Annotated in this window: 18 protein-coding genes; 7 read left to right on the plus strand and 11 right to left on the minus strand. The window is 74.9% G+C overall.

The window, feature by feature from the left end:
• Window positions 1-109: 109 nt before the first annotated feature.
• From AC0VX2_RS09340 to AC0VX2_RS09350, 3 genes are all read right to left on the minus strand, one after another.
• Entirely contained in the window at window positions 110-1,243 is a 1,134-nt protein-coding gene (locus tag AC0VX2_RS09340) for a type II secretion system F family protein (RefSeq protein WP_102708565.1), read from the minus strand.
• Complete coding sequence (locus AC0VX2_RS09345) at window positions 1,240-2,565, minus strand: TadA family conjugal transfer-associated ATPase (RefSeq protein ID WP_002856982.1); 1,326 nt, start codon at window positions 2,563-2,565, stop codon at window positions 1,240-1,242. Before AC0VX2_RS09345 ends, AC0VX2_RS09340 begins: the two co-directional genes overlap by 4 nt.
• 161 nt (window positions 2,566-2,726) lie before the next feature.
• On the minus strand, window positions 2,727-3,536 hold the full coding sequence (locus AC0VX2_RS09350; protein WP_041103998.1) for an NUDIX hydrolase: 810 nt from the start codon (window positions 3,534-3,536) through the stop codon (window positions 2,727-2,729).
• Window positions 3,537-3,572: 36 nt separating this feature from the next.
• Between AC0VX2_RS09350 and AC0VX2_RS09355 the strand changes: the two genes are divergently transcribed.
• Window positions 3,573-4,778, plus strand: coding sequence for an NAD(P)-binding domain-containing protein (locus AC0VX2_RS09355; protein ID WP_102708564.1), 1,206 nt, complete (start codon window positions 3,573-3,575; stop codon window positions 4,776-4,778).
• A 21-nt stretch (window positions 4,779-4,799) separates the two neighbouring features.
• On the opposite strand, the gene nth is transcribed toward AC0VX2_RS09355, so the two are convergent.
• Window positions 4,800-5,606, minus strand: coding sequence for an endonuclease III (gene nth / locus AC0VX2_RS09360; protein WP_070709151.1), 807 nt, complete (start codon window positions 5,604-5,606; stop codon window positions 4,800-4,802).
• A 234-nt stretch (window positions 5,607-5,840) separates the two neighbouring features.
• Between nth and acs the strand changes: the two genes are divergently transcribed.
• Window positions 5,841-7,781, plus strand: coding sequence for an acetate--CoA ligase (gene acs / locus AC0VX2_RS09365; RefSeq protein ID WP_061867654.1), 1,941 nt, complete (start codon window positions 5,841-5,843; stop codon window positions 7,779-7,781).
• A gap of 75 nt (window positions 7,782-7,856) precedes the next feature.
• Here the strand turns inward: acs and AC0VX2_RS09370 are convergent, their stop codons facing one another.
• The 4 genes from AC0VX2_RS09370 to AC0VX2_RS09385 form a co-directional block, all read right to left on the minus strand.
• Window positions 7,857-8,339 (minus strand): GntR family transcriptional regulator, encoded by a 483-nt coding sequence (locus tag AC0VX2_RS09370; protein ID WP_049144842.1) that lies wholly within the window; start codon window positions 8,337-8,339, stop codon window positions 7,857-7,859.
• Entirely contained in the window at window positions 8,311-8,496 is a 186-nt protein-coding gene (locus AC0VX2_RS09375) for a methionine/alanine import family NSS transporter small subunit (protein ID WP_049144840.1), read from the minus strand. The genes AC0VX2_RS09370 and AC0VX2_RS09375 overlap by 29 nt, the downstream gene beginning before the upstream one ends.
• 3 nt (window positions 8,497-8,499) lie before the next feature.
• Window positions 8,500-10,143 (minus strand): sodium-dependent transporter, encoded by a 1,644-nt coding sequence (locus AC0VX2_RS09380; RefSeq protein ID WP_041103987.1) that lies wholly within the window; start codon window positions 10,141-10,143, stop codon window positions 8,500-8,502.
• 120 nt (window positions 10,144-10,263) lie between these two features.
• Window positions 10,264-11,619: a MarP family serine protease gene (locus tag AC0VX2_RS09385; RefSeq protein WP_041103985.1), complete on the minus strand. Its 1,356-nt coding sequence runs from the start codon at window positions 11,617-11,619 to the stop codon at window positions 10,264-10,266.
• A gap of 174 nt (window positions 11,620-11,793) precedes the next feature.
• Between AC0VX2_RS09385 and AC0VX2_RS09390 the strand changes: the two genes are divergently transcribed.
• Window positions 11,794-12,471 carry a Crp/Fnr family transcriptional regulator gene (locus AC0VX2_RS09390; RefSeq protein WP_002854021.1) on the plus strand — a complete coding sequence of 226 codons (678 nt, stop codon included), beginning with the start codon at window positions 11,794-11,796 and terminating at the stop codon, window positions 12,469-12,471.
• A 33-nt stretch (window positions 12,472-12,504) separates the two neighbouring features.
• On the opposite strand, the gene AC0VX2_RS09395 is transcribed toward AC0VX2_RS09390, so the two are convergent.
• Genes AC0VX2_RS09395 through AC0VX2_RS09405 form a run of 3 tightly spaced genes read right to left on the minus strand, consistent with a single transcriptional unit; the run spans window position 12,505 to window position 14,061 of the window.
• Entirely contained in the window at window positions 12,505-13,407 is a 903-nt protein-coding gene (locus AC0VX2_RS09395; RefSeq protein ID WP_102708562.1) for an NUDIX hydrolase, read from the minus strand.
• Window positions 13,397-13,897, minus strand: a complete 501-nt coding sequence (locus AC0VX2_RS09400; protein WP_020628330.1) for a RidA family protein — start codon at window positions 13,895-13,897, stop codon at window positions 13,397-13,399. The genes AC0VX2_RS09395 and AC0VX2_RS09400 overlap by 11 nt, the downstream gene beginning before the upstream one ends.
• Window positions 13,894-14,061, minus strand: coding sequence for a DUF4177 domain-containing protein (locus tag AC0VX2_RS09405; protein ID WP_010080276.1), 168 nt, complete (start codon window positions 14,059-14,061; stop codon window positions 13,894-13,896). Before AC0VX2_RS09405 ends, AC0VX2_RS09400 begins: the two co-directional genes overlap by 4 nt.
• Before the next feature lie 68 nt (window positions 14,062-14,129).
• Between AC0VX2_RS09405 and AC0VX2_RS09410 the strand changes: the two genes are divergently transcribed.
• Genes AC0VX2_RS09410 through AC0VX2_RS09425 form a run of 4 tightly spaced genes read left to right on the plus strand, consistent with a single transcriptional unit; the run spans window position 14,130 to window position 21,029 of the window.
• Window positions 14,130-16,313, plus strand: a complete 2,184-nt coding sequence (locus AC0VX2_RS09410) for a transglycosylase domain-containing protein (protein ID WP_102708561.1) — start codon at window positions 14,130-14,132, stop codon at window positions 16,311-16,313.
• A 5-nt stretch (window positions 16,314-16,318) separates the two neighbouring features.
• On the plus strand, window positions 16,319-17,287 hold the full coding sequence (locus AC0VX2_RS09415) for a metallophosphoesterase (RefSeq protein ID WP_036314271.1): 969 nt from the start codon (window positions 16,319-16,321) through the stop codon (window positions 17,285-17,287).
• 41 nt (window positions 17,288-17,328) lie between these two features.
• Window positions 17,329-19,167 carry an ABC transporter ATP-binding protein gene (locus AC0VX2_RS09420; protein WP_101966072.1) on the plus strand — a complete coding sequence of 613 codons (1,839 nt, stop codon included), beginning with the start codon at window positions 17,329-17,331 and terminating at the stop codon, window positions 19,165-19,167.
• Window positions 19,164-21,029 (plus strand): ABC transporter ATP-binding protein, encoded by a 1,866-nt coding sequence (locus tag AC0VX2_RS09425; RefSeq protein ID WP_101966071.1) that lies wholly within the window; start codon window positions 19,164-19,166, stop codon window positions 21,027-21,029. The genes AC0VX2_RS09420 and AC0VX2_RS09425 overlap by 4 nt, the downstream gene beginning before the upstream one ends.
• Window positions 21,030-21,035: the final 6 nt, after the last annotated feature.

Raw genomic sequence — 21,035 nt, forward strand, 5'->3', positions numbered from 1 at the left:
CAGGCTGGCCCGCTCCGGGGCCCGCGCGCCGGGGGCGATGCGGATCCGGGGATGGGCCGGGGCGATCGGGGCCCTGTGCAGGACCGGACGCCCTGGCGTCGCCACGGCCTCAGCCCGGTCCCGCCCCGAGCAGGGCCATGACGACGGGCACCACGCCCCAGCACACGAAGGCGGGCAGCAGGCACAGCCCCAGCGGCATCACCAGGCGCACGGCGAGCTCCTCGGCCGCCCGTTCGTCGGCCCGCCGGGTCTGCTGACGGACGGCAGCGGCGGTCTCGGCCAGCGTGCGGGCGCCGGCCATCCCGGACCGGTGCAGCGGTCGCAGTCGGGCGGCGGTCTCGGTCCACACCGGGTCCGTGTCGAGGCCCGCCCACGCCTCGTCCCAGTCCCGGCCCCAGAGCAGCAGCGCCGCCGTGGCGCGCAGGTCGCGGGCGCCCGGCAGGGTCCGGCCGAGGTCGTCCAGCGCGGCGGGCAGGGATCGGCCGGCGCTGAGCAGCGCCGCCAGCACGTCCAGCACGACGGCGGCGCCCACGGCCGCCGGCTCGCGCGCGGCCGAACGCAGCAGCAGGCGCGTCCAGGACCGCCCGGCCAGCCAGAACAGCAGCCCCACCCCGGCGACCACGGCGCCGAAGGGCGAGCGGACCAGGTCCCACGGGGAGGTGCCGAGCAGCCACGCGAGGCCGAGGCCGCCCAGGGGCAGCCACTGCAGCAGTCGGGACGTCGCGCCCGGCCCCGCCGCGGCTGAGCGGCGGGCCCGGGCCGCGTCCACGTCCGCCTCGAGGCTGTGGGCCAGCCGCCGGGCCACGGCTGCGGGGGCCGCGCCCGCCCGGGCCCCGGCCGCGAGCGTCGCGTCGACCAGCGCCCAGCCCGGGTCCCGTGCGCCGGTCCGCCAGGACGGGGTCCCGCCGCCACGGCCGGTCGCAGCCTCCCCGGTCGGCGCATGCGACGCCGGCACATCCCAGGCCAGCGCCTCGGCCCGGCGTCGGGCGCGGTGATGGGCACAGCACGCGGTGCCCGCCTCGCTCGGGCCCGGCCCGCAGGCGGGCAGGGTGCACGCGGTCTCCCGCCAGGCCTGCTCCTCGGTCAGGCCGGCCGAGACGAGGGCGGCCCAGCGGCGCAGCACGCCGACGAGCACCTCCGTCTCCTCCTCCGGCGTCGGCCGCCCCGCCCGCCAGGGCAGCAGCGCCGCGGCACGCCCAGCGCGCGACCGTCGTGCCTGCCCGGCCGCCGTCGTCGTGCTCACCGGCCGCTCCGCCCCGCGAGCCGGGCCGCGAGCGCGGGCACGCCGGGTCCCTCGATGGTCCGCCCGCCCGCCGCCTCCGTCCCGGGTCGCCACGTGAGGGCGGGCAGCAGGGCGAACCCGTCGGCGCGCGGGTCCGGGACGGCGAGCTCGACGGGGTGCCGCCCGTGGCCGTCGCGGGCGAGGTGCAGCACGGCGTCCACGCCGGCGCGGGCCTGCGCGGCCACCGTCTCGGGCCGCCAGCCGGCCAGGGAGGCCATGGCCGTCAGCCGGGCGGGCACCTCGGCGGCGGCGTTGGCGTGCAGGGTGCCCCACGCGCCCTGGTGGCCCGTGTTCAGGGCGGTGAGGACATCGGCCACCTCGGCGCCGCGGCACTCGCCGACCACGAGCCGGTCCGGCCGCATCCGCAGCGCGTGGCGGACGAGCTCGGCCAGTCCGACCTCGCCGGCGCCCTCCGCGTTGGCGGCGCGGCACTGCAGGGCGACCACGTGCGGGTGATCGGGCGCGGCCTCGGCCGTGTCCTCCACGACGACGATCCGTTCGTCCCCCGGCACCCGGCCGAGGGCCGCGGAGAGCAGGGTGGTCTTGCCCGCCCCGGTCGCGCCGCTGACCAGGACGGTGGCGCGGTCGCGCACGAGCGCCTCGAGGGCGTCGGCCCAGAGGGCGCCGTCCGGCCAGCCGTCGGCCAGCGCGGCCAGCGACGGCGTCGTCGCGGCCGGGATCCGCAGGCTCAGCAGGGTGCCGCCGCCACTGACCGGGGGCAGGACCGCGTGGACGCGCACGCCGCCCACGCGGGCGTCGGCCAGCGGCACCGCCGCATCGAGGCGGCGGCCGGCCCGGTGCAGCAGCCGCACCGCGAGCGCCCCGGCGGTCTCGGGGTCGAGCCGACCGGGGCGGCGGACGAGGCCCTCGTCCCCGTCGGTCCACACCGCGCCCGCGCCGTCCACGAGCACGTCAGTCACGCCCGGGGTGCGCACCCAGGGTGCGAGCGGGCCGAAGCCGTCGAGCTCATCGACCAGCGCCGCCACGCGCGGGTCGTCGATCGGCGCGTCGAGGGCCTCGGCGATCAGCGGGGCCAGCGGCGGCTCCGCACCGTCCGCGGCCGACGCGCGGGCCTCGGCCACGCGTCGGCGCACGGCGGCGACGTCCAGCCCGCAGGGGCCTGCTGCGGGTGCGGCGAGCGGCGGCGCGGCGACCTGCGTGCGTTCCGGCTCGGCCGCACCGGTGCGGGGCCACGGGAACCGTCGGCCGACCTCGGGCGGGGCGAGGCGGGACCGTCGGCCCCGGGGCGGGCGGGCCGGGGCGGCGGGGACGAACGGGCGCATGGCGGACCTCCTGCGGGATGGGGGGCGGCCGCCGCGGTCCGCGGCCGCCGGCCCGTCCAGTCCACCGCCTCGCCCGCGCGCCCGCCTGCCCCGGTCGTCCGGCTGGGGACACGTGCCCACCCCCCGGCGCCTGTGCAGGAGCGGACGGCGCCGCGCAGCCGTCAACCGCGCAGGATCTCGTGGGTCCGCGCGTCGCGCACGCGGGAGTCGTCCCACGGCACGTCCCAGCCCAGCAGCGCCAGCACACGGTCCAGCAGCGCCGCCGTGAACCCCCACACCAGGCGCTCGCCCACGAGGAAGCCCGGCGTCTCGCCGCGGCGGCCGCCGGGCCGGGCCACGCGGCACCGGTTCGCGGGGTCCACCAGGTCCGCGACCGGCATCCGGAACACGGCCGCGGCCTCGGCCTGGTCGACCACCGCCACGCGACTGGGGTCCCGCCACCACCCGAGCACCGGGTGCACCACGTGCCCGGAGACCACCACCGGCACCGCCGGCAGCACGCCCAGGACCTCCACGCCGGCCGGGTCCAAGCCGGTCTCCTCCTGCGCCTCGCGCAGGGCCGTGGCCACGACGTCGGCGTCCTCGGGGTCGACGCGACCGCCGGGGAACGCGATCTGCCCGGCGTGCTGGCGCAGGGTGGCGGCGCGCTGGGTCAGCAGCACGTCCACGTGCGGGTGCACGCGCTCGGCGTCGTGACGGGCGGGGACGTCGTCGAGGGCGCCGAACAGGATCAGCACGGCGGAGGGGCGCGGATCGCCGGACCGGGGCCACTCGAAGCCCCACATCGGCACGGCCTCGGGCGGGATGGTGGTGAGCGAGGCCGGGTCGTGGTGACCGGGCGCGTCCGCAGGGGCCGTGCCCCACCGGGCCACGAGGTCCGCCAGCTGGTCCCGCGCACCCGTCAGCGACGCCTCGGACGTCCCGGCGGCGTCGCGGGAGGTCGGGCGGGGGCTCGCGGGGGTCTCAGGCATAGCCCCCACGCTAGCCGCCGGTCGTAGCCTCGGGGCATGACGGCTCCCCTGACCTCGCCCCCGGCGGACGCCGCGTCCCCGGATCCGGTGGACGTCGCGGTGATCGGCGCCGGACAGGCCGGACTGGCGGTCGGCTACTTCCTGGCCCGGGCCGCGCGGGACGTCGACCGCGGGCGCCGGCCGGGCCCGCCGCCGTCGTTCGTCCTGCTCGACGCGTCCGCCCAGCCCGGCGGCGCGTGGCCGCACCACTGGGACTCCCTGCGCCTGTTCTCCCCCGCCGAGCACTCCTCCCTGCCGGGCCGACCCATGCCGCCGTCGCCCGGTCCCGGCACCCCGGACGCCGGGCACGTCGTCGCCTACCTGGCCGACTACGAGGACCGCTACGGGCTGCCGGTGCGCCGGGGCGTGCGTGTCGCGGAGGTGACGCACGACGCCGCCGCGTCCCCGCCGTTCACCCTGCGGCTCGAGGACGGCACGGCCCTGAGCGCCCGCGCGGTGGTCTCCGCGACCGGCTCGTTCACCCGCCCGTTCGTGCCGGCTCTCCCGGGCGCCGACCGCTTCGGCGGCACGCAGCGGCACTCCGCCGCGTACCGCTCCCCCGACGCGTTCGCCGGGCGGCGCGTCCTCGTGGTGGGCGGCGGCAACTCGGGCGCCCAGATCGCGGCTGACCTGCTGCTGGCGGGTGTCGCCACCACGTGGGCCACCCGGCGTCCGCCCCGGTTCATGCCGGACGACGTGGACGGGCGGGTGCTCTTCGACCGGGCCTCGGCGCGCGTGCTGGGCCGCTCCGAGGCGCGCGTGGGCGACCTCGGGGACATCGTCATGGTGCCCTCGGTGATCCGCGCCCGCGACGAGGCCGGGCTCCACGCGGTCCCCGCGCCCACCGCGCTCACGCCGGACGGCGTCCGCTGGGACCACGACGCCGGCGCGAGCCACGGCTGGCCCGCCGCCAGCCGCGCCGCGGCCCGGGTGCGCGGCACCGAGCACCCGGTGGACGACGTCGTCTGGTGCACGGGCTTCCGGGCGGACCTGCGCCACCTGCGGAGCCTCGAGCTGACCCGCCGCCCCTCCGGGGCGCCGGCGACGGAGCGTGCGCTGCCGACCGCCTCGGTGGACGTGCCGGGGCTGCACCTGCTCGGCTACGACGACTGGTGCGGGGCCGCCTCGGCCACGCTCGCGGGCGTGGGGGTGCACGCGCGCCGGGCCGTCGACGCGATCCTCGCGGGCCTCACCGCGGGCTGAGCGGGTGGACCAGCCGGGCGGTCAGGCCTCCAGTCCGTGGCCGAGCGCGCGCAGCTCGCGGCGCGTCCGCCCCGCGCGCAGGAGCTCGAGCAGCTCCTCCCGGCCGGGCTTGAGCTCGTAGGCGAGCAGGGCGCGCGCCCGCTCGGGGTCGGTCTCCCCCTCGCCGTAGGACGGGCACCAGCGGGCGATCGGGCACGCCCCGCACGCCGGGCGGCGCGCGTGGCACACGCGGCGGCCGTGGAAGATCAGCCGGTGGGAGAGCATCGTCCAGTCACGGCGCGGGAACAGGGCGCCCACGGCGTGCTCCACCTTCACCGGGTCGGTCTCGTCCGTGAACCCCAGGCGTCGGGCCAGCCGGCCGACGTGCGTGTCCACCGTGATCCCGGGCTGGCCGAAGGCGCTGCCGAGCACCACGAACGCGGTCTTGCGCCCCACCCCGGGCAGCGCCACGAGGTCCTCGAGACGGGCGGGGACCTCGCCGTCGTGCCGGGCCACGAGCTCCTGGGACAGCCGCAGGATCGCCGAGGCCTTGTTCCGGTAGAACCCCGTGGAGCGCACGAGCTCCTGCAGCTCGGGCTCGGTGGCCGCCGCCATCGCGTGGGCATCCGGGAAGCGGGCGAACAGCGCCGGCGTGGCCGCGTTGACGCGCACGTCGGTGGTCTGGGCGGACAGCACCGTGGCCACGAGCAGCTCGAACGGCGTCTCGAAGTCCAGCTCGGCGACGGCGTACGGGTACGTCTCGGCCAGGATCCGGTCGATCCGCCGCGCCCGGCGCACCAGGGCCAGCCGGGTCTCCCCGGTCGGCGTGCCCGTCGACTCCGTCTCCATCCGCGCGTCCTCCCGCCCTCGTGCGATCCGCTCAGGTCCGACCATCCTAGGGAGCGGGGCACATGCCGACGTCCGCACCGCGTCCGGCCCCCGCTTCTGGGTGCGATGCGACACACAGGACCCGAGGATTTGTGGCGACGACGCCGCGCGCGGCATGCTGAGGCGGGAGACTAGTGTGGGACGCGTCACATCCGTGCCGCGCACCGACCGCACCACCCCGAAAGGACCCCGTCGATGGACGAGCAGATCCCCACGTTCCCGCCCCCGACCGAGTTCGCCGCCCAGGCGGTGGCCGGAGCCGACCTCTACGAGGAGGCCGCCGAGGACCGCCTGGCCTACTGGGCCCGCCGCGCCCGCGAGATCCTGCACTGGGAGCAGGACTTCACCGACGTCCTGGACTGGTCCGACGCGCCCTTCGCGAAGTGGTTCGTCGGCGGCACCACCAACGCCGCGTACAACGCCCTGGACCGCCACGTCGAGGCCGGCCACGGCGACCGCGTGGCCATCCACTTCGAGGGCGAGCCCGGCGACACCCGGACCTACACCTACGCCGACCTGGCCGCCGAGGTCCGGCGCGCCGCCAACGCGTTCGAGTCCCTCGGCGTGACCAAGGGAGACCGCGTGGCCGTCTACCTGCCGATGATCCCGGAGGCCGTCATCACGATGCTCGCGTGCGCGCGCATCGGCGCGGTCCACTCCGTGGTCTTCGGCGGCTTCTCCTCCGACGCCCTGCGCTCCCGCGTGGACGACGCCGAGGCCAAGCTCGTCGTCACGGCCGACGGCTCCTTCCGCCGCGGCAAGCCCTCCATGCTCAAGCCCGCCGTGGACCAGGCCCTCTCCGCGCCCGGCCACACCGCCGAGCACGTGCTCGTGGTCCGCCGCAACGAGGCCGAGGTCGAGATGACCGAGGGCCGCGACCTGTGGTGGCACGACGTCGTGGACGCCCAGTCCGACGAGCACGAGCTCGTGTGGCACGACGCCGAGCACCCGCTCTACATCCTCTACACCTCCGGTACCACCGGGAAGCCGAAGGGCATCCTGCACACCACCGGCGGCTACCTCGTGCAGGCCGCGGCCACCCACCACGACACCTTCGACCTGCACCCGGAGTCGGACGTCTTCTGGTGCACCGCCGACGTCGGCTGGGTCACCGGGCACTCCTACGTCGCCTATGCGCCGCTGGTCAACGGCGCCACCCAGGTGATCTACGAGGGCACCCCGGACTCCCCGCACCAGGGCCGCTGGTGGGAGATCGTGCAGAAGTACGGCGTGAGCATCCTCTACACGGCGCCGACGGCGATCCGCACGTTCATGAAGTGGGGCCGGCACATCCCGGACGAGTACGACCTCTCCAGCCTGCGCGTGCTCGGCTCCGTGGGCGAGGCCATCAACCCGGAGGCCTGGCGCTGGTACCACGAGGTCATCGGCGCCGGCCGCTGCCCCATCGTGGACACCTGGTGGCAGACCGAGACAGGCGCCCACATGCTCACCCCGCTGCCCGGCGTGACCACCCTCAAGCCCGGTTCCGCCCAGAGGCCGGTGCCCGGCGTCGTGCTGGAGGTCGTGGACGAGCTCGGCGAGCCCATGACGGACACGAGCGCGGGCTTCCTCGTGGTGCGCGAGCCGTGGCCGTCCATGCTGCGCGGCATCTGGGGCGACCGGGAGCGCTTCAAGGAGACCTACTGGTCCCGCTTCCCCGGCATGTACTTCGCCGGCGACGGCGCCCGCTACGACGAGGACGGCGACATCTGGCTGCTGGGCCGCGTGGACGACGTCATGAACGTCTCCGGCCACCGCCTGTCCACCACCGAGATCGAGTCCTCCCTCGTGGCGCACCCGTCCGTGGCCGAGTCCGCGGTGGTCGGCGCGAAGGATGAGACCACGGGCGAGGCGGTCGTCGCGTTCGTCCTGCTCACCGAGGACGCCGCCGCGGCCGATCGCGACGTCGCCGAGGTCGAGGAGGAGCTGCGGCAGCACGTGGGCAAGAACATCGGCCCCATCGCCAAGCCCAAGCGCGTGCTCGTGGTCCCCGAGCTGCCCAAGACGCGCTCCGGCAAGATCATGCGCCGCCTGCTCAAGGACGTGGCCGAGGGCCGCGACCCGGGCGACTCCACCACGCTGGCCGACCCCACGGTCATGCAGCGCATCGTGGAGACGCTCGCCCCGAAGGCCTGAGCCGGCACGACGACGCCGCCCCGGTCCGCACGCTGCGTGCGGTCCGGGGCGGCGTCGTCGGTGGGCGGGCCCGGCTCAGGCGCGGGCGGCCGCGTCCCGCCGGACCAGCTCCACGGCCTCGTCGGGCGTGTAGCCGAGGCGTTCGAGCAGGGTGTCGAGACAGCGGCGCACGGCCTGGTGCGCGGCGTCCGCGCGGGCGTCCGCCGAGGCGGCCACGAACGTGCCCGCGCGCCCCCGGGTGCGGATGGTGCCGTGCGCCTCGAGCTCCTTGTAGGCCCGGGCCACGGTGCCCGGTGCCACGCCGAGCTCGGCCGCGAGCGCACGCACGGGCGGCAGTCGGTCCCCGCGGGCGAGGGATCCGGAGGCGACGCCGGCCAGGACCGCGTCCACGATCTGCCGGTAGGGCGGGGCCGGCAGGCTCCCGTCCACCGCCACGACCGGCAGGGAGGCGGAGACCACGCCCGCGGCCCCGTCGGCGACCGAGGCCGCGGACGGGGCCGCTGCGGACGGACCGGGGGCCCTCATCGACTCACCGGTGCTGCGCGTCGAGACGGCCATCCTCGCGCTCCCACACGGCGGGGGCCAGTTCGTCCTCGATGGCGAGGTCGCCCGAGGAGTCGTCCGGGTGGCGGAGCAGGTGGACGGCGGAGACCGCGAGGCCGCCCCACACCAGGAGGATGGCCAGGGACATCATGACGATCGCTGCGGTGCTCATCGGTCAGAGCTCCTTCCGGGTGGCGGCCGCGGGCACCACCGGCAGGGCGCCGGTGGGGACGGTGCCCTCGGGCACGGCGTTGTGCGGGATGAGGTCGCCGTGGATCTCGCTGTCCAGGTCCTCGGCGTAGAGGTTGGACTTGCGGGACCACGGGATCAGGGAGAGCAGGATCGCCAGGGCGACGGAGCCGAGCGCGATGCCCCAGCCGAAGACGCCGAGGAAGTCGCCCGGGTAGCCCTCATAGCCCTCCGCGATCACCTTCATGATCCAGGAGAGCCAGATGTAGGCGAGCACGATCGGCATGAGCACGCCGATCAGCAGCACGTACCCGCGGCCGACCTTGAAGGAGGAGACGGCGTTGAGGTGCGCCGTGATGCGACGGGCCGAGCCCAGCGCACCGGTGACCAGGAGCACCGACAGGAGCGCCGCGCCCACGATGCCGAAGTTGTTGGCGAACGCGTCCATGGTGTCCAGCATCTGCAGGCCCGTGGTGGTGGAGAACAGGGCGAGGGAGACCACCCCGGACAGGCCGATCACCACGATCGTGGCCGTCCAGCGGCCCCAGCCGAGCTTGTCCTTCACGGCGGAGATGACGACCTCGAGGATCGAGATCAGCGAGGTGAAGCCGGCGACCACGAGCGAGCCGAAGAACAGCACGCCGATCAGGGCGCCGAGCGGGGCCTGCGAGATCAGGGTGGGGAAGGCGATGAACGCCAGGCCGATGCCGCTGCCGGCCACCTCGGCCACGGACACGCCGGAGGCCTGCGCCATGAAGCCCAGGGCGGAGAACACGCCGATGCCGGCCAGGATCTCGAAGCCCGAGTTGGAGAAGCCGACCACCAGGCCGGAGCCGGTGAGGTTCGTGCGGCGGTTGAGGTAGGAAGCGTAGGTGATCATGATGCCGAAGCCGACGGACAGCGAGAAGAAGATCTGACCGTAGGCGGCGATCCAGACGCCCGGGTCCGCCAGCGCGGCCCAGTTCGGCGTGAACAGCGCGTCCAGGCCCTGGGCGGCGCCCGGCAGGGTGAGGGCGATGCCGACGAGGATCAGGAACATCACGACGAGCAGCGGGATGCCGACCATCGAGGCCAGGGCCACGCCCCGGCGCACGCCGAAGCCCATGATGAGCAGCGTGATCACCCAGACGGCGAGCATGGGCCAGAAGACGCCCGAGACGACGTCGAAGGACGGGGACGGGTCGTCGGCGACCTGCAGGTAGTCGCCCATGAGGAAGGTCTCCGGGTCGTCGCCCCACCGCTGGTCCACGGAGAACCAGGTGTACATGATCGCCCAGCCGATGATCGCGGCGTAGTAGATCCCGATGACGACGCAGATGAGCACCTGCCACCAGCCGACGGTCTCGGTCCACCGGGACAGGCGCCGGAACGCCAGCGGCGCGGAGCCGCGGAAGCGGTGGCCGATCGCGTAGTCGAAGAACAGCAGCGGGATGCCCGCGGTGAGCAGCGCGATCAGGTAGGGGATGACGAACGCGCCGCCGCCGTTCTCATAGGCGACGTAGGGGAAGCGCCAGATGTTGCCGAGGCCCACGGCGGAGCCGATGGCCGCCAGGATGAAGGCCCACCGGCCGGTGAACTCCTCCCGGGTGCGCTTCGGCGCCGACGCGGGCGCGGAGACGGTGCTGGACATGCAGGACCTCCGGGGGTCGGGAAAAACTCGAGTGTGACGGAGGACACAATAGTCGACACGGGCCGTTGCCGGACAGTCCGGTCCGGAATGCGGGCATCAGGCGCGTGGCGCGGCGCCGGCTCAGCCGCCCGGGACGCAGTCCCCCGAAGGGACCGTGGCCGTCATTTCCGGGGCCGCGGCGACGACGGGGGCGATGGTGTCCGCCGTCAGGGCGTAGCCGACGGCGTCCGAGCCCGGGGCCCGGGCGAACACCAGACCGGCCAGGTTCCCGGCCGTGTCCACCACCGGGCCGCCCGAGTAGCCGTGGCGGATGTCCGCCGCGAGGGTGTAGACGTCCACCATGCTCGCGGCACCGGTCAGGACGTCGCCGAGCGGCACCTCGCCGACGGCCTGCACGGTCGCGGGGGTGGAGGCGAACGGGCCGCCGTCGGGATAGCCCAGGACGGAGGCCGACGCGCCGCCCGTCAGCTCGGCGCCGACCGGCATGACGGGCAGGTTCGCGTCGTCGACCGCCAGGACGGCGAGGTCGTGCGCCGTGTCCAGGTGGACGATCCGCGCCGCGTGCACGCCGCGGGCGCGGTCCGTCACGGTGGGGGCGTCCACGCCGAGGACCACGTGCGCGTTCGTGAGCACGCGGTCCGGGGCCACGGCCACGCCCGAGCCGCTCTGCACCTGGCTGCACTGCGCGGCCGTCCCGGTCAGCCGGACGACGGCGGCCGACGCCGAGGAGGCGGCGGGAGTCGAGGGGGCGGCCGTCGACGTCGACGAGGCGGGGGCGGTCGTCGTGGCCGACGGCGCGGCGGCGTCGTCGGGCTCCTCGGGGGTCGCCGAGGCGGACGGGGCGGACGTCGCGGTGTCGGACGGGGAGGAGGCGGCCGAGGGCAGACCCGGCGTCGCGGCCGGGGCCGGGGCGGCGCGGACGCCGTCGTCGGACTCCGGGACGGGGGCGGGCAGCTCGAGCTCCGGCAGCACGTCCAGGTCGGCGACGGCGGAGCGCGAGCGGGCGGCCCAGGCCAGGAGCGAGTCGGGCATCACGGTGTCCAGCGCCGTGATCACCTGCGAGCGGTTCACCTCACGGGTGACCGCGGTGGAGCCGGAGGCCGCGATGGAGAACGCCACGAGCCAGAGGACGAGGGCGCCCGCGAGACCGGCGGCGAGCGCGCCGAGCAGGCGGTCGACGAGTCGCAGGGCCGGCAGGTTCACGCGCAGCCGGATCGCCTCGCCGATGGCGGCGCCCACGTACTGGCCCGCCGCCACGAGCAGGACGAGGGTGGCGATCAGCGCGGCCCACCGCCACTGCGGCGCGGTGACGAACTCCGCCACCTCCGGCAGGGCGTAGAACGCGATCGCGGCACCGCCGACCAGGCCGACGAGGTTGCCCAGCACCACCCACAGGCCACGACGGTGACCTTGGACCAGGAGCATCGCGAGCGCGACGATGAGCAGGACGTCCAGCCACGTCAGACCCAGCGGCATGGGCGACCTCCTTCGGATGCGACGGCACCGGCCACGCACGGGGACCGCCCGCGCGCCCGGTCGAGGATCCAGGGTATCGGCCCGCACGGGGGTATGGGGCACAATGGACGCCAGTGAACCGGGCGGCTCCTCCGCCGCGGTGTGAGGAACTGCCCACAGAGAGGACACGCACACATGGATCTCGAGGTTCTGCGGAAGGCTCCGCTGTTCACCAACCTGGACGACGAGGTGTTCGCCATCCTCACCTCGGAGCTGACCGAGGTGGAGCTCTCCCGCGGCGCGTCCGCGTTCCACGAGGGCGACCAGGGCGATCAGCTGTACGTGATCATGTCCGGCAAGATCAAGCTCGGCCGCACCGCTTCGGACGGCCGCGAGAACCTCGTGGCCGTGCTCGGCCCCGGCGAGATCTTCGGCGAGATGGCCCTGTTCAACCCCGCCCCGCGCAACGCCACCGCCACCGCGGTCTCCGCCACGCGCCTGGCCGGTCTGCGCCACGAGAACCTGCGCCGCGCCATCGCCTCGTCGCCGGACGTGTCGGTCCAGCTGCTCCAGGCCCTGGCCCAGCGCCTGTCCAAGACCAACGAATCCCTGGCGGACCTGGTGTTCTCGGACGTGCCGGGCCGCGTGGCCAAGGCGCTCCTGGACCTCGCGGACCGCTTCGGCCGCCCGGCCGCGGACGGCCTGCTGGTGGCGCACGACCTCACGCAGGAGGAGCTCGCCCAGCTGGTGGGCGCGTCCCGCGAGACCGTGAACAAGGCCCTGGCCGAGTTCGTTCAGCGCGGCTGGATCCGCCTGGAGAACCGCGCCGTGGTCATCCTGGACCTGCAGCGTCTGCGCCAGCGTTCGCGCTGACGCCCCCCGCCGCCGTGGAGCGGGCCACCCCGGTCAGACCCGGGTGGCCCGCTCCACGCGCATCCGGGGGGTGCCGTCGTCGCCGGCCTCGGTGACCAGGTGGTATTCCGGCACGGGGCCGCGCCGGGCACAGGGCGTGACGGAGAGCAGGAAGGCGGCGGCCGTCCGGTGTGCCGCGACCCGACGCACGATCACCTGCGTCAGCGGGGTCGCCACCTGGTCGAAGGGTGCCGTGCCCTCCGCCCCGGCGGGTCCGGGCAGCCGCAGCGGGCCGGCGAGCGCGCGACGCGCGGACACCCACGCCTGAAGTTCGGGACCGGGTTCCTCGGATGCCGGCGCGGACTGCAGCGGTGGGGTCATCGTGGCGAACACGGCCGTGTCGAAGCGTCGGTGGACGTGGGGCGCGGATCGCCAGCGCATGACGGGGCGCAGCAGGTCGGCGCGCACCCCGAGGCCACGCGCGGCCAGCAGATGGGGCAGACTCTCCGAGCCCTCCTCGAGGGAGCTGCGGCCCCCGCCCCAGGTCTCGATGCGCGCCGTGGACACGACGTCCGTGTCGGAGCGACCGGCGAGGAGCACTCCGGCCTCGTCGTGGAGCTCACGGACGGCGGCCACCACGTGCTGCCGCGCACGCCGCCGGTCCGTGGTCCCGAACGTGCGGGCCCACTGGGAGGGCTCGGGCCCGTACCACGGGCAGGAGTCGGCGTCGGACTCGATGAGCGCGCCGCCGGGCAGACCCACGCGGCCGAGCGGGGTGCGTCCCGCGCGGTGACGGAGGAAGACCTCCGGGCCGTCGTCGCCGTCCCGCACGAGCACGACGAACGACCCGGGCCGGGCGGGGCGGACCTGGCGGAAGCGCCGGTCCAGCCACTGGCGGGTGAGGTCCTCCTCCTGCCCCGGGACCGGCAGCAGCAGGCCGGCCGGGTCAGCGGACACGGACGGTGATCTCCACCTCGACGGGAGCGTCCATGGGCAGCACGGCCACGCCGACGGCGGAGCGCGCGTGGCGGCCGGCCTCGCCGAAGATCTCGGCCAGCACGTCCGAGGCGCCGTTCACCACGCCGGGCTGACCGGTGAACGCGGGGTCGGAGGCCACGAAGCCGACGACCTTGACGACCTGGGCGACCCGGTCCAGGTCGCCCACCAGCTCGTGCACCGCGGCCACCGCGTTCACGGCGCATGCCCGCGCGAGCTCCTGGGCGCGTTCGGGGGTGACCTCCGCGCCCACCTTGCCGGTGGCGGGCAGGGCGCCGGCCACGAAGGGGAGCTGGCCGGAGGTCAGCACGAGGTCGCCGTCCCGCAGCGCCGGGACGTAGGAGCCGACCGGCGCCGCGACGGCGGGTCGGTCGATGCCGAGCTCCGCGAGGCGGGCCGCGACGGCGCCGTCGCCCCAGGTGGGGGCCGAGGACTGCTCCGTCACGTTCACGCCGCCTTCGGACGCTTGAGGTAGGCCACGGGGTTGTTCCCCTCGGGGCCCGGGATCACCGTGACGAGCTCCCAGCCGTCCTCGCCCCACTGGTCGAGGATCTGCTTGGTCGCGTGGATGAGGAGGGGGATCGTGGCGTACTCCCACTGCGTCTGCTGAGTCATGGGACCCACCCTAGCCACCGGCGCGGACCCCGGAAGAGGTCCCAGGCGCCCGCGCTACACTCGCGCCCATGGCCTCCCGCACGACCCGCTTCCCCGCGCCCTCGAGCGCCCTCGGCCGCCTCCTCGCCTTCGTGGGCCTCTCGGCGGTGGCCGGCCTGCTCGTGGCGGCCCTCCTGCTGCCCGTCGCGGGCCTGGCCGGTGTCGCCGCCGCGTCGGGCCGGGAGATGCTGGACGAGCTGCCGGACGAGCTGCCCACGGAGCCGGTCTCCGTGCCGTCGCGCATCCTCTCGGAGGACGGTGAGGAGATCGCCGTCTTCTACGAGGAGAACCGCACCCCGGTCCCGCTGGACGAGATCTCGGAGCACATGCAGCACGCGATCGTGGCCATCGAGGACGAGCGCTTCTACGATCACGACGGCGTGGACGCGCGCGGCCTCATCCGCGCGACCGTGAACAACGCCACCTCCGACTCCACGCAGGGCGCCTCCACCCTCACCCAGCAGTTCGTGAACAACATGCTGGTGAACGTGCAGCAGATCCGCGGCGACTCCCGCCTCACCCTCTCCGGCTCCAAGAACATCGCGGACAAGGTCAAGGAGATCAAGCTCGCCGTCGCCGTCGAGAAGCAGATGTCGAAGGACGAGATCCTCGAGGGCTACCTCAACATCGTGCTGTTCTCCGGCCGCGCCTACGGCGTCGAGGCCGCCTCGCAGTACGTGTTCGGCAAGTCCGCCGCCGACCTGGAGAGCTGGGAGGCCGCCACGCTGGCCGGCATGGTCCAGTCCCCCACCCGGTTCAACCCGGCCCGCAATCCGGAGGAGGCCACGGAGCGGCGCAACCTCGTGCTGAACGCGATGAAGGACAACGGCTACCTCTCCCAGGAGGAGTACGACCACGCCGTCGCCCAGCCGATGGAGGTGGTGATGGAGTCCCGCCCCTCGGGCTGCCTCTACGCCAAGTTCGGCGCCTACTTCTGCGACTACGTGGAGCGGCAGATCCTCGCCGACCCCACGTTCGGCCCGGACGTCCAGTCCCGCCAGGCCCTGCTGGACCGCGGCGGACTCACCATCCGCACGACGATCGACTCGACGCTCCAGAAGGAGACCGAGAAGAACCTGCGCGCCTCCGTGCCCAACAACGAGTCGCTGGGCGCCGGCCACGCGCTCACCTCGGTGGAGGCCGGCACCGGCAACATCCGCACCATGGCCCAGAACACCGAGTACGCCATCCAGGACGAGCTCGGCCACACCTCGCTGAACTTCAATGTGGACAAGCAGTGGGGCGGCGGCCAGGGCTTCCAGGCCGGCTCCACGCTCAAGCCCTTCGTGGCCCTGACGTGGCTGCGCAACGGCAACCGCCTGGTCGACTCCGTGGACGCCTCCCGGAACGTCTACCCCACGGGCACGCGCTTCGCGGCCTCGTGCCGCCCGGGCGGCTACACCACGATCGGCGGCACCTGGCAGTTCAAGAACGTGATCCCGGGCATGCTGCGGCAGGTGCGCGTGGACGAGGGCCTCTTCTGGTCCGTGAACACCCCGACCGTCGCCACCGCGTACCAGCTGGACCTGTGCGACATCACGAGCCTCACCACCCAGCTGGGCATCACCCGCGCCCTGGACAGCTCCCCGCTGCAGCCGGACGACCCGTCCTTCCTGCTCGGCAAGGACTCGGTGGCCCCGCTGTCCTTGGCCGGCGCGTACGCCGCCATCGCCGCGAACGGCCTGTACTGCGAGCCGCGCGCCATCCTGGAGGTCACGGACACCGCCGGCAACCAGTACGACGTCGCCGACCCGCAGTGCGACCAGGTCATCGACCCGGACCACGTCCGGGAGCTGATGCCGGTCCTGCGCCACATCGGCGGCTTCAACATCGCCGAGGAGGGCGCCGGCTACGAGTTCGGCGGCAAGACGGGCACGAACGACAACGTGTCCTCCACGTGGTTCGTCGGATTCACCAGCGAGCTGGCCACCGCCGTGTGGACCGGCCGCTACAACAACCTGAAGTCCATGACGGGCGAGACCGTCAACGGCGAGGTCCGCAACCCGTTCTACTCGACCTCCATCAACGGCCCGTCCTGGCTCGAGTACAACCAGTTGGCCAAGGAGAAGTTCCCGCCGGGTGAACTGCCCGAGTGGGACGGCCCGCAGTCGGAGGACCCGGGCGAGGCCGGCGAGCACCCGGACGGACGCCAGTTCACCATCGACGACCTGGACCGGGGCGGGCCGCAGCCCCAGGCGGTCCCGGGCTTCTGACCGCGATGCGCCCCGCCGCCTCCCCCGCCCGGCGCATGTTCCGCGCCGCAGCGCCTGCCGCCGCCGGGCTGGCCGCGACGGCGGGCCTCGGCCTGGCCTGGGGCCTCGCCGAGGCCGAGGCCCGGACGGTGCGCACGCACCGACTGGCCGTGCTGCCGGCCGGGTCGGCGCCGCTGCGGGTGCTGCACCTCTCGGACATCCACCTGCTGCCCCGGCACCGGGCCAAGCGGGCGTGGCTGCGCGGATTGGATGCACTCGAGCCGGACCTCGTGGTCAACACGGGTGACAACGTGTCCGCCGCGGCGTCGGTGCCGCTCGTGCTCGACGCGCTCGGGCCGCTGCTGGCGCGGCCCGGCGTGTTCGTGCCCGGCTCCAACGACTACTACGCGCCCAAGGCGGCCAACCCCCTCCGGTACTTCGCGGGCCCCTCGCGCATGGACGCGGACCGGCCCCGGCTTCCCTCCGACGTCCTGTTCGGCGCGTTCCGCGCCGCCGGCTGGGCCGACCTGACGAACCGGGGCGCCGCTCTGGCCGTGCCGACCCGCGCCGGGACCACGCTCGAGGTCCTCGCCGCCGGCACCGACGACCCGCACCTCGGTCTGGACGCCTGGGCCGGCTTCCCCGGCTCCGCGCCCGACGACGGCGCCGGGCGGCCCGGCGACGACGGGCGGTTCCGGCTGGGCGTCACCCACGCCCCGTACCGCCGCGTGCTGGACGCCATGACCGCCGACGGCGCCGACCTGCTGCTCGCCGGCCACACCCACGGCGGGCAGGTGTGCGTGCCGTTCCTCGGCGCGCTCGTCACCAACTGCGACCTGCCCCGCCGACAGGCCTCCGGGGTCTCGACGTGGACGGCCGCGGGGCGGACCGTCCCCCTCGAGGTGTCGGCCGGCCTGGGGACCGCGCCGTCCGCGCCCGTGCGGTTCGCGTGCCGGCCCGAGGCCGTGGTGCTGGACCTGGTCCCGCGGGGCTGAGCCGCCTGTCCCGTCCGCGGCCGCGGGTACAGTGGAGCCCCGTGACCCGCGCCACCTCTCCCGCCGCCTCGTCCCTGCGTGACGCCCTGGGCGGGATCGCACCGTACCTCGAGGGCGTGCGGGCGCGCTGGGTGCTCGGGCTCGCCTCGGCCACGGCGGCGGGCCTCGTGGCCCTGGCCATCCCGCAGGTCATCCACCTGCTCGTGGACACCGTGTTCACGCAGACTGTGCTCGCCGGGCCCTCCTCCCCCGACTCCCGCGCGGACGTGTGGCGGGCCGCCGGCCTGCTCACCGTGCTCGGCCTCGCCGAGGCCGCGTTCATCGGCCTGCGCCGGTACTTCATCCTCCCGCCGGCCGCCGGGGTGGAGAACCGGGCGCGCATCGCCCTGTTCGAACGGCTCCAGCGCCTGCCGGTGGCGTTCCACGACGCGTGGCCCTCGGGGCAGCTGCTTTCCCGGGCCCAGGGCGACCTCTCGCTGCTGCGGCGGTGGATCGCGTTCGGCTCGGTCATGCTCGTGGTGGACGTGGTGACCATCGCCGTCGGCCTCGTCCTGCTGTTCCTGCTGTCCTGGCAGCTGGCCCTGCTCTACCTCGCCGCGGCCGTGCCGATCATGTGGGCGTCGTTCGGGTTCCGCAACGACTTCCGCGCCGCGTCCCGGCTCTCCCAGGACCAGGCCGGGGACCTCGCCACGTCCGTCGAGGAGTCGGTGCACGGCATCCGCGTCCTCAAGGCGTTCGGCCGCGGCGCGCACGCCCTCGACGGCTTCCGCGGGCGCGCCCGCACGCTGCAGGGCACCGAGGTGCACAAGGCCTCGGTGCTGGCCCGGTTCATCGCGCTCATCGTGGCCCTGCCGGAGACGGTGCTGGGCCTGGGCCTCGCCCTGGGCCTGTGGCTCGTGGCGACCGGGGAGCTGACGGTGGGCGCGCTCGCCGCCTACTTCGCCACCGCGGCCGTGCTGGCCGGGCCGGTCGAGTCGGTGGGCCAGCTGATGGGCATGACGCTCTCGGCCCGCACGGCGATCGACCGCCACGTGGACGTCCTCGCCACGCCCGTGGACATCGCCTCGCCCACCGGGGAGGCCGCCGTCGTGCCCCCGGCCACCGGCGCGCTCGCGTTCCGCGGGGTGCGCTTCCGCTGGCCGGACGCGGACCCGGGGCGCGGGGAGCGCGACCTGCTCGACGGCGTCGACCTCGAGCTGGTGCCCGGCGAGACGATGGCCCTGGTCGGCGCGACCGGCGCCGGCAAGTCGACGCTGCTGCAGCTGGTCCCCCGGCTGCTCGACGTCACGGCGGGCTCCGTCTGCGTGGACGGGATGGACGTGCGCCGGATGCCGCTCGAGGAGCTGCGCCGGCGGGTGTCCGTGGCATTCGAGGACGCCACGCTGTTCTCCGCGACCATCCGGCAGAACGTGCTGCTCGGCGCCCCGGCGGACGTGCTCGCGGACGGCCTCCACTCCCCCGCGGCGGACGCCCTGCTCGACCTCGCGCTCGAGACCGCGCAGGCGGGCTTCGTGGCGGACCTGGCGGACGGCGTCGAGACCGAGATCGGCGAGGAGGGCCTCAGCCTCTCCGGCGGACAGCGCCAGCGGATCGCCCTCGCCCGCGCGATCGCGGCACGCCCGGACGTGCTCGTGCTGGACGACCCCCTCTCCGCCCTCGACGTGCGCACCGAGGAGGCCGTGACCGCGCGCCTGCGCGAGGTCCTCGACGGGACGACCACCCTGATCATGGCGCACCGTCCCTCCACCGTGGCCCTCGCGGACCGGGTCGCGGTGCTGGCGGACGGGCGGATCGAGGACGTGGGGACGCACCCCGAACTGCTGGCCCGCAGCGCCGTGTACCGGCACATCATCTCGAGCCGACCGGAGGAGCAGGCATGAGCGCCGCCGACGTGAGCCGCGTGCGCGGCGTGGGGGCCGAAGAGGACCTCGACTACACCCGCGCGGAGCGCCGCCACATCCGGCGCCGATCCTTCCGCCTGCTCGGCGAGCTCGCGCGGCCGGTCCGGGGGACGCTGCTGCTCACCGTGGTCTTCGTGCTCGTGTCCAACGCGGCGCGGGCGGCCGGGCCGCTGATCATCGCCTGGGCGATCGACGCGGAGCTGCCGCGCGTCGTCGAGGCCGTGCGGGCCGGCGAATCCGTCTGGCCCATCCTCGTCCCCGTGGGCGGGGCGTACGTGGCGGCGGCCCTCATCTCCGGCGGCCTCCTGGGGGCGTACACGTGGCTCACCGCGCGGGCGAGCCAGGCCATGCTGCTGAGCCTGCGGCTGCGCGTGTTCCGGCACACGCAGCGGCTGAGCCTCGGCTTCCACGAGCGGTACACGTCCGGGCGGGTGATCTCGCGGCAGACCTCGGACCTGGAGGCGCTGCGGGAGCTGCTGGACCAGGGCGTGTCCTCGCTCGTGTCCGGGCTGATGTTCATGTCGTTCACCGCGGCGTCCATCCTGCTGCTGGACCCGCCGTCGTTCCTCGTGCTGCTGGGCGCGGCCGTGCCGGTGGCGATCGTGACGCGCTGGTACCAGGTGCGGTCCGAGGAGGCGTACCGGCGGTCACGGGTGTCCTCGGCGCGGTCGATCGTGCACTTCGTGGAGACCATGACCGGCATCCGCGCGGTCCAGGCCTTCCGGCGGGAACGGGACAACGACGCGCGGTACCGCGACTTGGCCACGGCCTACCGGGACGACATGGTGGCCACGCTCAACCTGTTCGGCATCCTGCAGCCGGTGCTCGTGGCGACGGGCAACCTGACGGTGGCGGCGCTGCTCGTGACCGGGGGCCTGCGCGTCCTCGACGGCGACCTCGAGGTGGGGGTGCTCGTGGCGCTCCTGCTGGCCGGACGGCGCGTGTTCCAGCCCATGGAGATGGTGGCGATGTTCTACTCGTCGCTGCAGTCCGCGACGGCGGCGCTCGAGAAGGTCTCCGGCCTGCTCGAGGAGGAGCCCACCGTGGTGGAGGCCGCCGAGCCCACGCCGCTGCCCGGGGCCGACGCTCCGGGGACGGGCGTGGCGTCCGGGCGGGTGGAGTTCCGGGACGCGGTGTTCAGCTACGGACCGGACCGGGTGGTGCTGCCGGAGTTCGACCTCGTGATCCCGGCCGGGCAGACCGTGGCCGTGGTGGGCCAGACGGGTGCGGGCAAGTCGACGCTGGCCAAGCTCATCGCCCGGTTCTACGACGTCTCTGCCGGCTCGCTGACGCTGGACGGGGTGGAGCTGCGCGAGCTCAGCCAGGCGGATCTGCGGCGCAACGTGGTGATGGTGACCCAGGAGGCGTTCCTGTTCTCCGGGTCGATCGCGGAGAACATCGCCCTCGGCCGGCCCGACGCCACCGAGGCCGAGATCCAGGCGGCCGCCCGGGCGGTGGGGGCGCACGACTTCATCCTGGGGCTGCCCGAGGGCTACGCGACCGACGTCGCCAAGCGCGGCGGGCGGCTGAGCGCGGGACAGCGGCAGCTCGTGTCGTTCGCGCGGGCGTTCCTCGCGGACCCCGCCGTGCTGATCCTGGACGAGGCGACGTCGTCGCTGGACCTGCCGAGCGAGCGACTCGTGCAGGCCGGGCTGGAGCGGCTGTTGGGGAACCGGACGGCACTGATCATCGCCCACCGGCTCAGCACCGTCGAGACCGCCGACCGGGTGCTCGTGATGCACGACGGCCGGATTGTCGAGGACGGCAGCCCCGCCGAGCTGGTGGCGGCCGACGGGCGGTTCGCGGCGCTGCACCGGGCCTGGGAGGACTCACTCGCCTGATGGGCC

This window comes from Micrococcus sp. iso_239 (assembly GCF_056173395.1).

What these genes read in the sequence shown, in the direction of transcription:
- acs (WP_061867654.1), top strand. Translation starts at nt 5,841, where the DNA reads ATGGACGAGCAGATCCCCACGTTCCCGCCCCCGACCGAGTTCGCCGCC.
- AC0VX2_RS09405 (WP_010080276.1), bottom strand. Translation starts at nt 14,061, where the DNA reads ATGACTCAGCAGACGCAGTGGGAGTACGCCACGATCCCCCTCCTCATC.
- AC0VX2_RS09375 (WP_049144840.1), bottom strand. Translation starts at nt 8,496, where the DNA reads ATGAGCACCGCAGCGATCGTCATGATGTCCCTGGCCATCCTCCTGGTG.
- AC0VX2_RS09345 (WP_002856982.1), bottom strand. Translation starts at nt 2,565, where the DNA reads ATGCGCCCGTTCGTCCCCGCCGCCCCGGCCCGCCCGCCCCGGGGCCGA.
- AC0VX2_RS09350 (WP_041103998.1), bottom strand. Translation starts at nt 3,536, where the DNA reads ATGCCTGAGACCCCCGCGAGCCCCCGCCCGACCTCCCGCGACGCCGCC.
- AC0VX2_RS09425 (WP_101966071.1), top strand. Translation starts at nt 19,164, where the DNA reads ATGAGCGCCGCCGACGTGAGCCGCGTGCGCGGCGTGGGGGCCGAAGAG.
- nth (WP_070709151.1), bottom strand. Translation starts at nt 5,606, where the DNA reads ATGGAGACGGAGTCGACGGGCACGCCGACCGGGGAGACCCGGCTGGCC.
- AC0VX2_RS09380 (WP_041103987.1), bottom strand. Translation starts at nt 10,143, where the DNA reads ATGTCCAGCACCGTCTCCGCGCCCGCGTCGGCGCCGAAGCGCACCCGG.
- AC0VX2_RS09390 (WP_002854021.1), top strand. Translation starts at nt 11,794, where the DNA reads ATGGATCTCGAGGTTCTGCGGAAGGCTCCGCTGTTCACCAACCTGGAC.
- AC0VX2_RS09355 (WP_102708564.1), top strand. Translation starts at nt 3,573, where the DNA reads ATGACGGCTCCCCTGACCTCGCCCCCGGCGGACGCCGCGTCCCCGGAT.
- AC0VX2_RS09385 (WP_041103985.1), bottom strand. Translation starts at nt 11,619, where the DNA reads ATGCCGCTGGGTCTGACGTGGCTGGACGTCCTGCTCATCGTCGCGCTC.
- AC0VX2_RS09370 (WP_049144842.1), bottom strand. Translation starts at nt 8,339, where the DNA reads ATGGCCGTCTCGACGCGCAGCACCGGTGAGTCGATGAGGGCCCCCGGT.
- AC0VX2_RS09415 (WP_036314271.1), top strand. Translation starts at nt 16,319, where the DNA reads ATGCGCCCCGCCGCCTCCCCCGCCCGGCGCATGTTCCGCGCCGCAGCG.
- AC0VX2_RS09410 (WP_102708561.1), top strand. Translation starts at nt 14,130, where the DNA reads ATGGCCTCCCGCACGACCCGCTTCCCCGCGCCCTCGAGCGCCCTCGGC.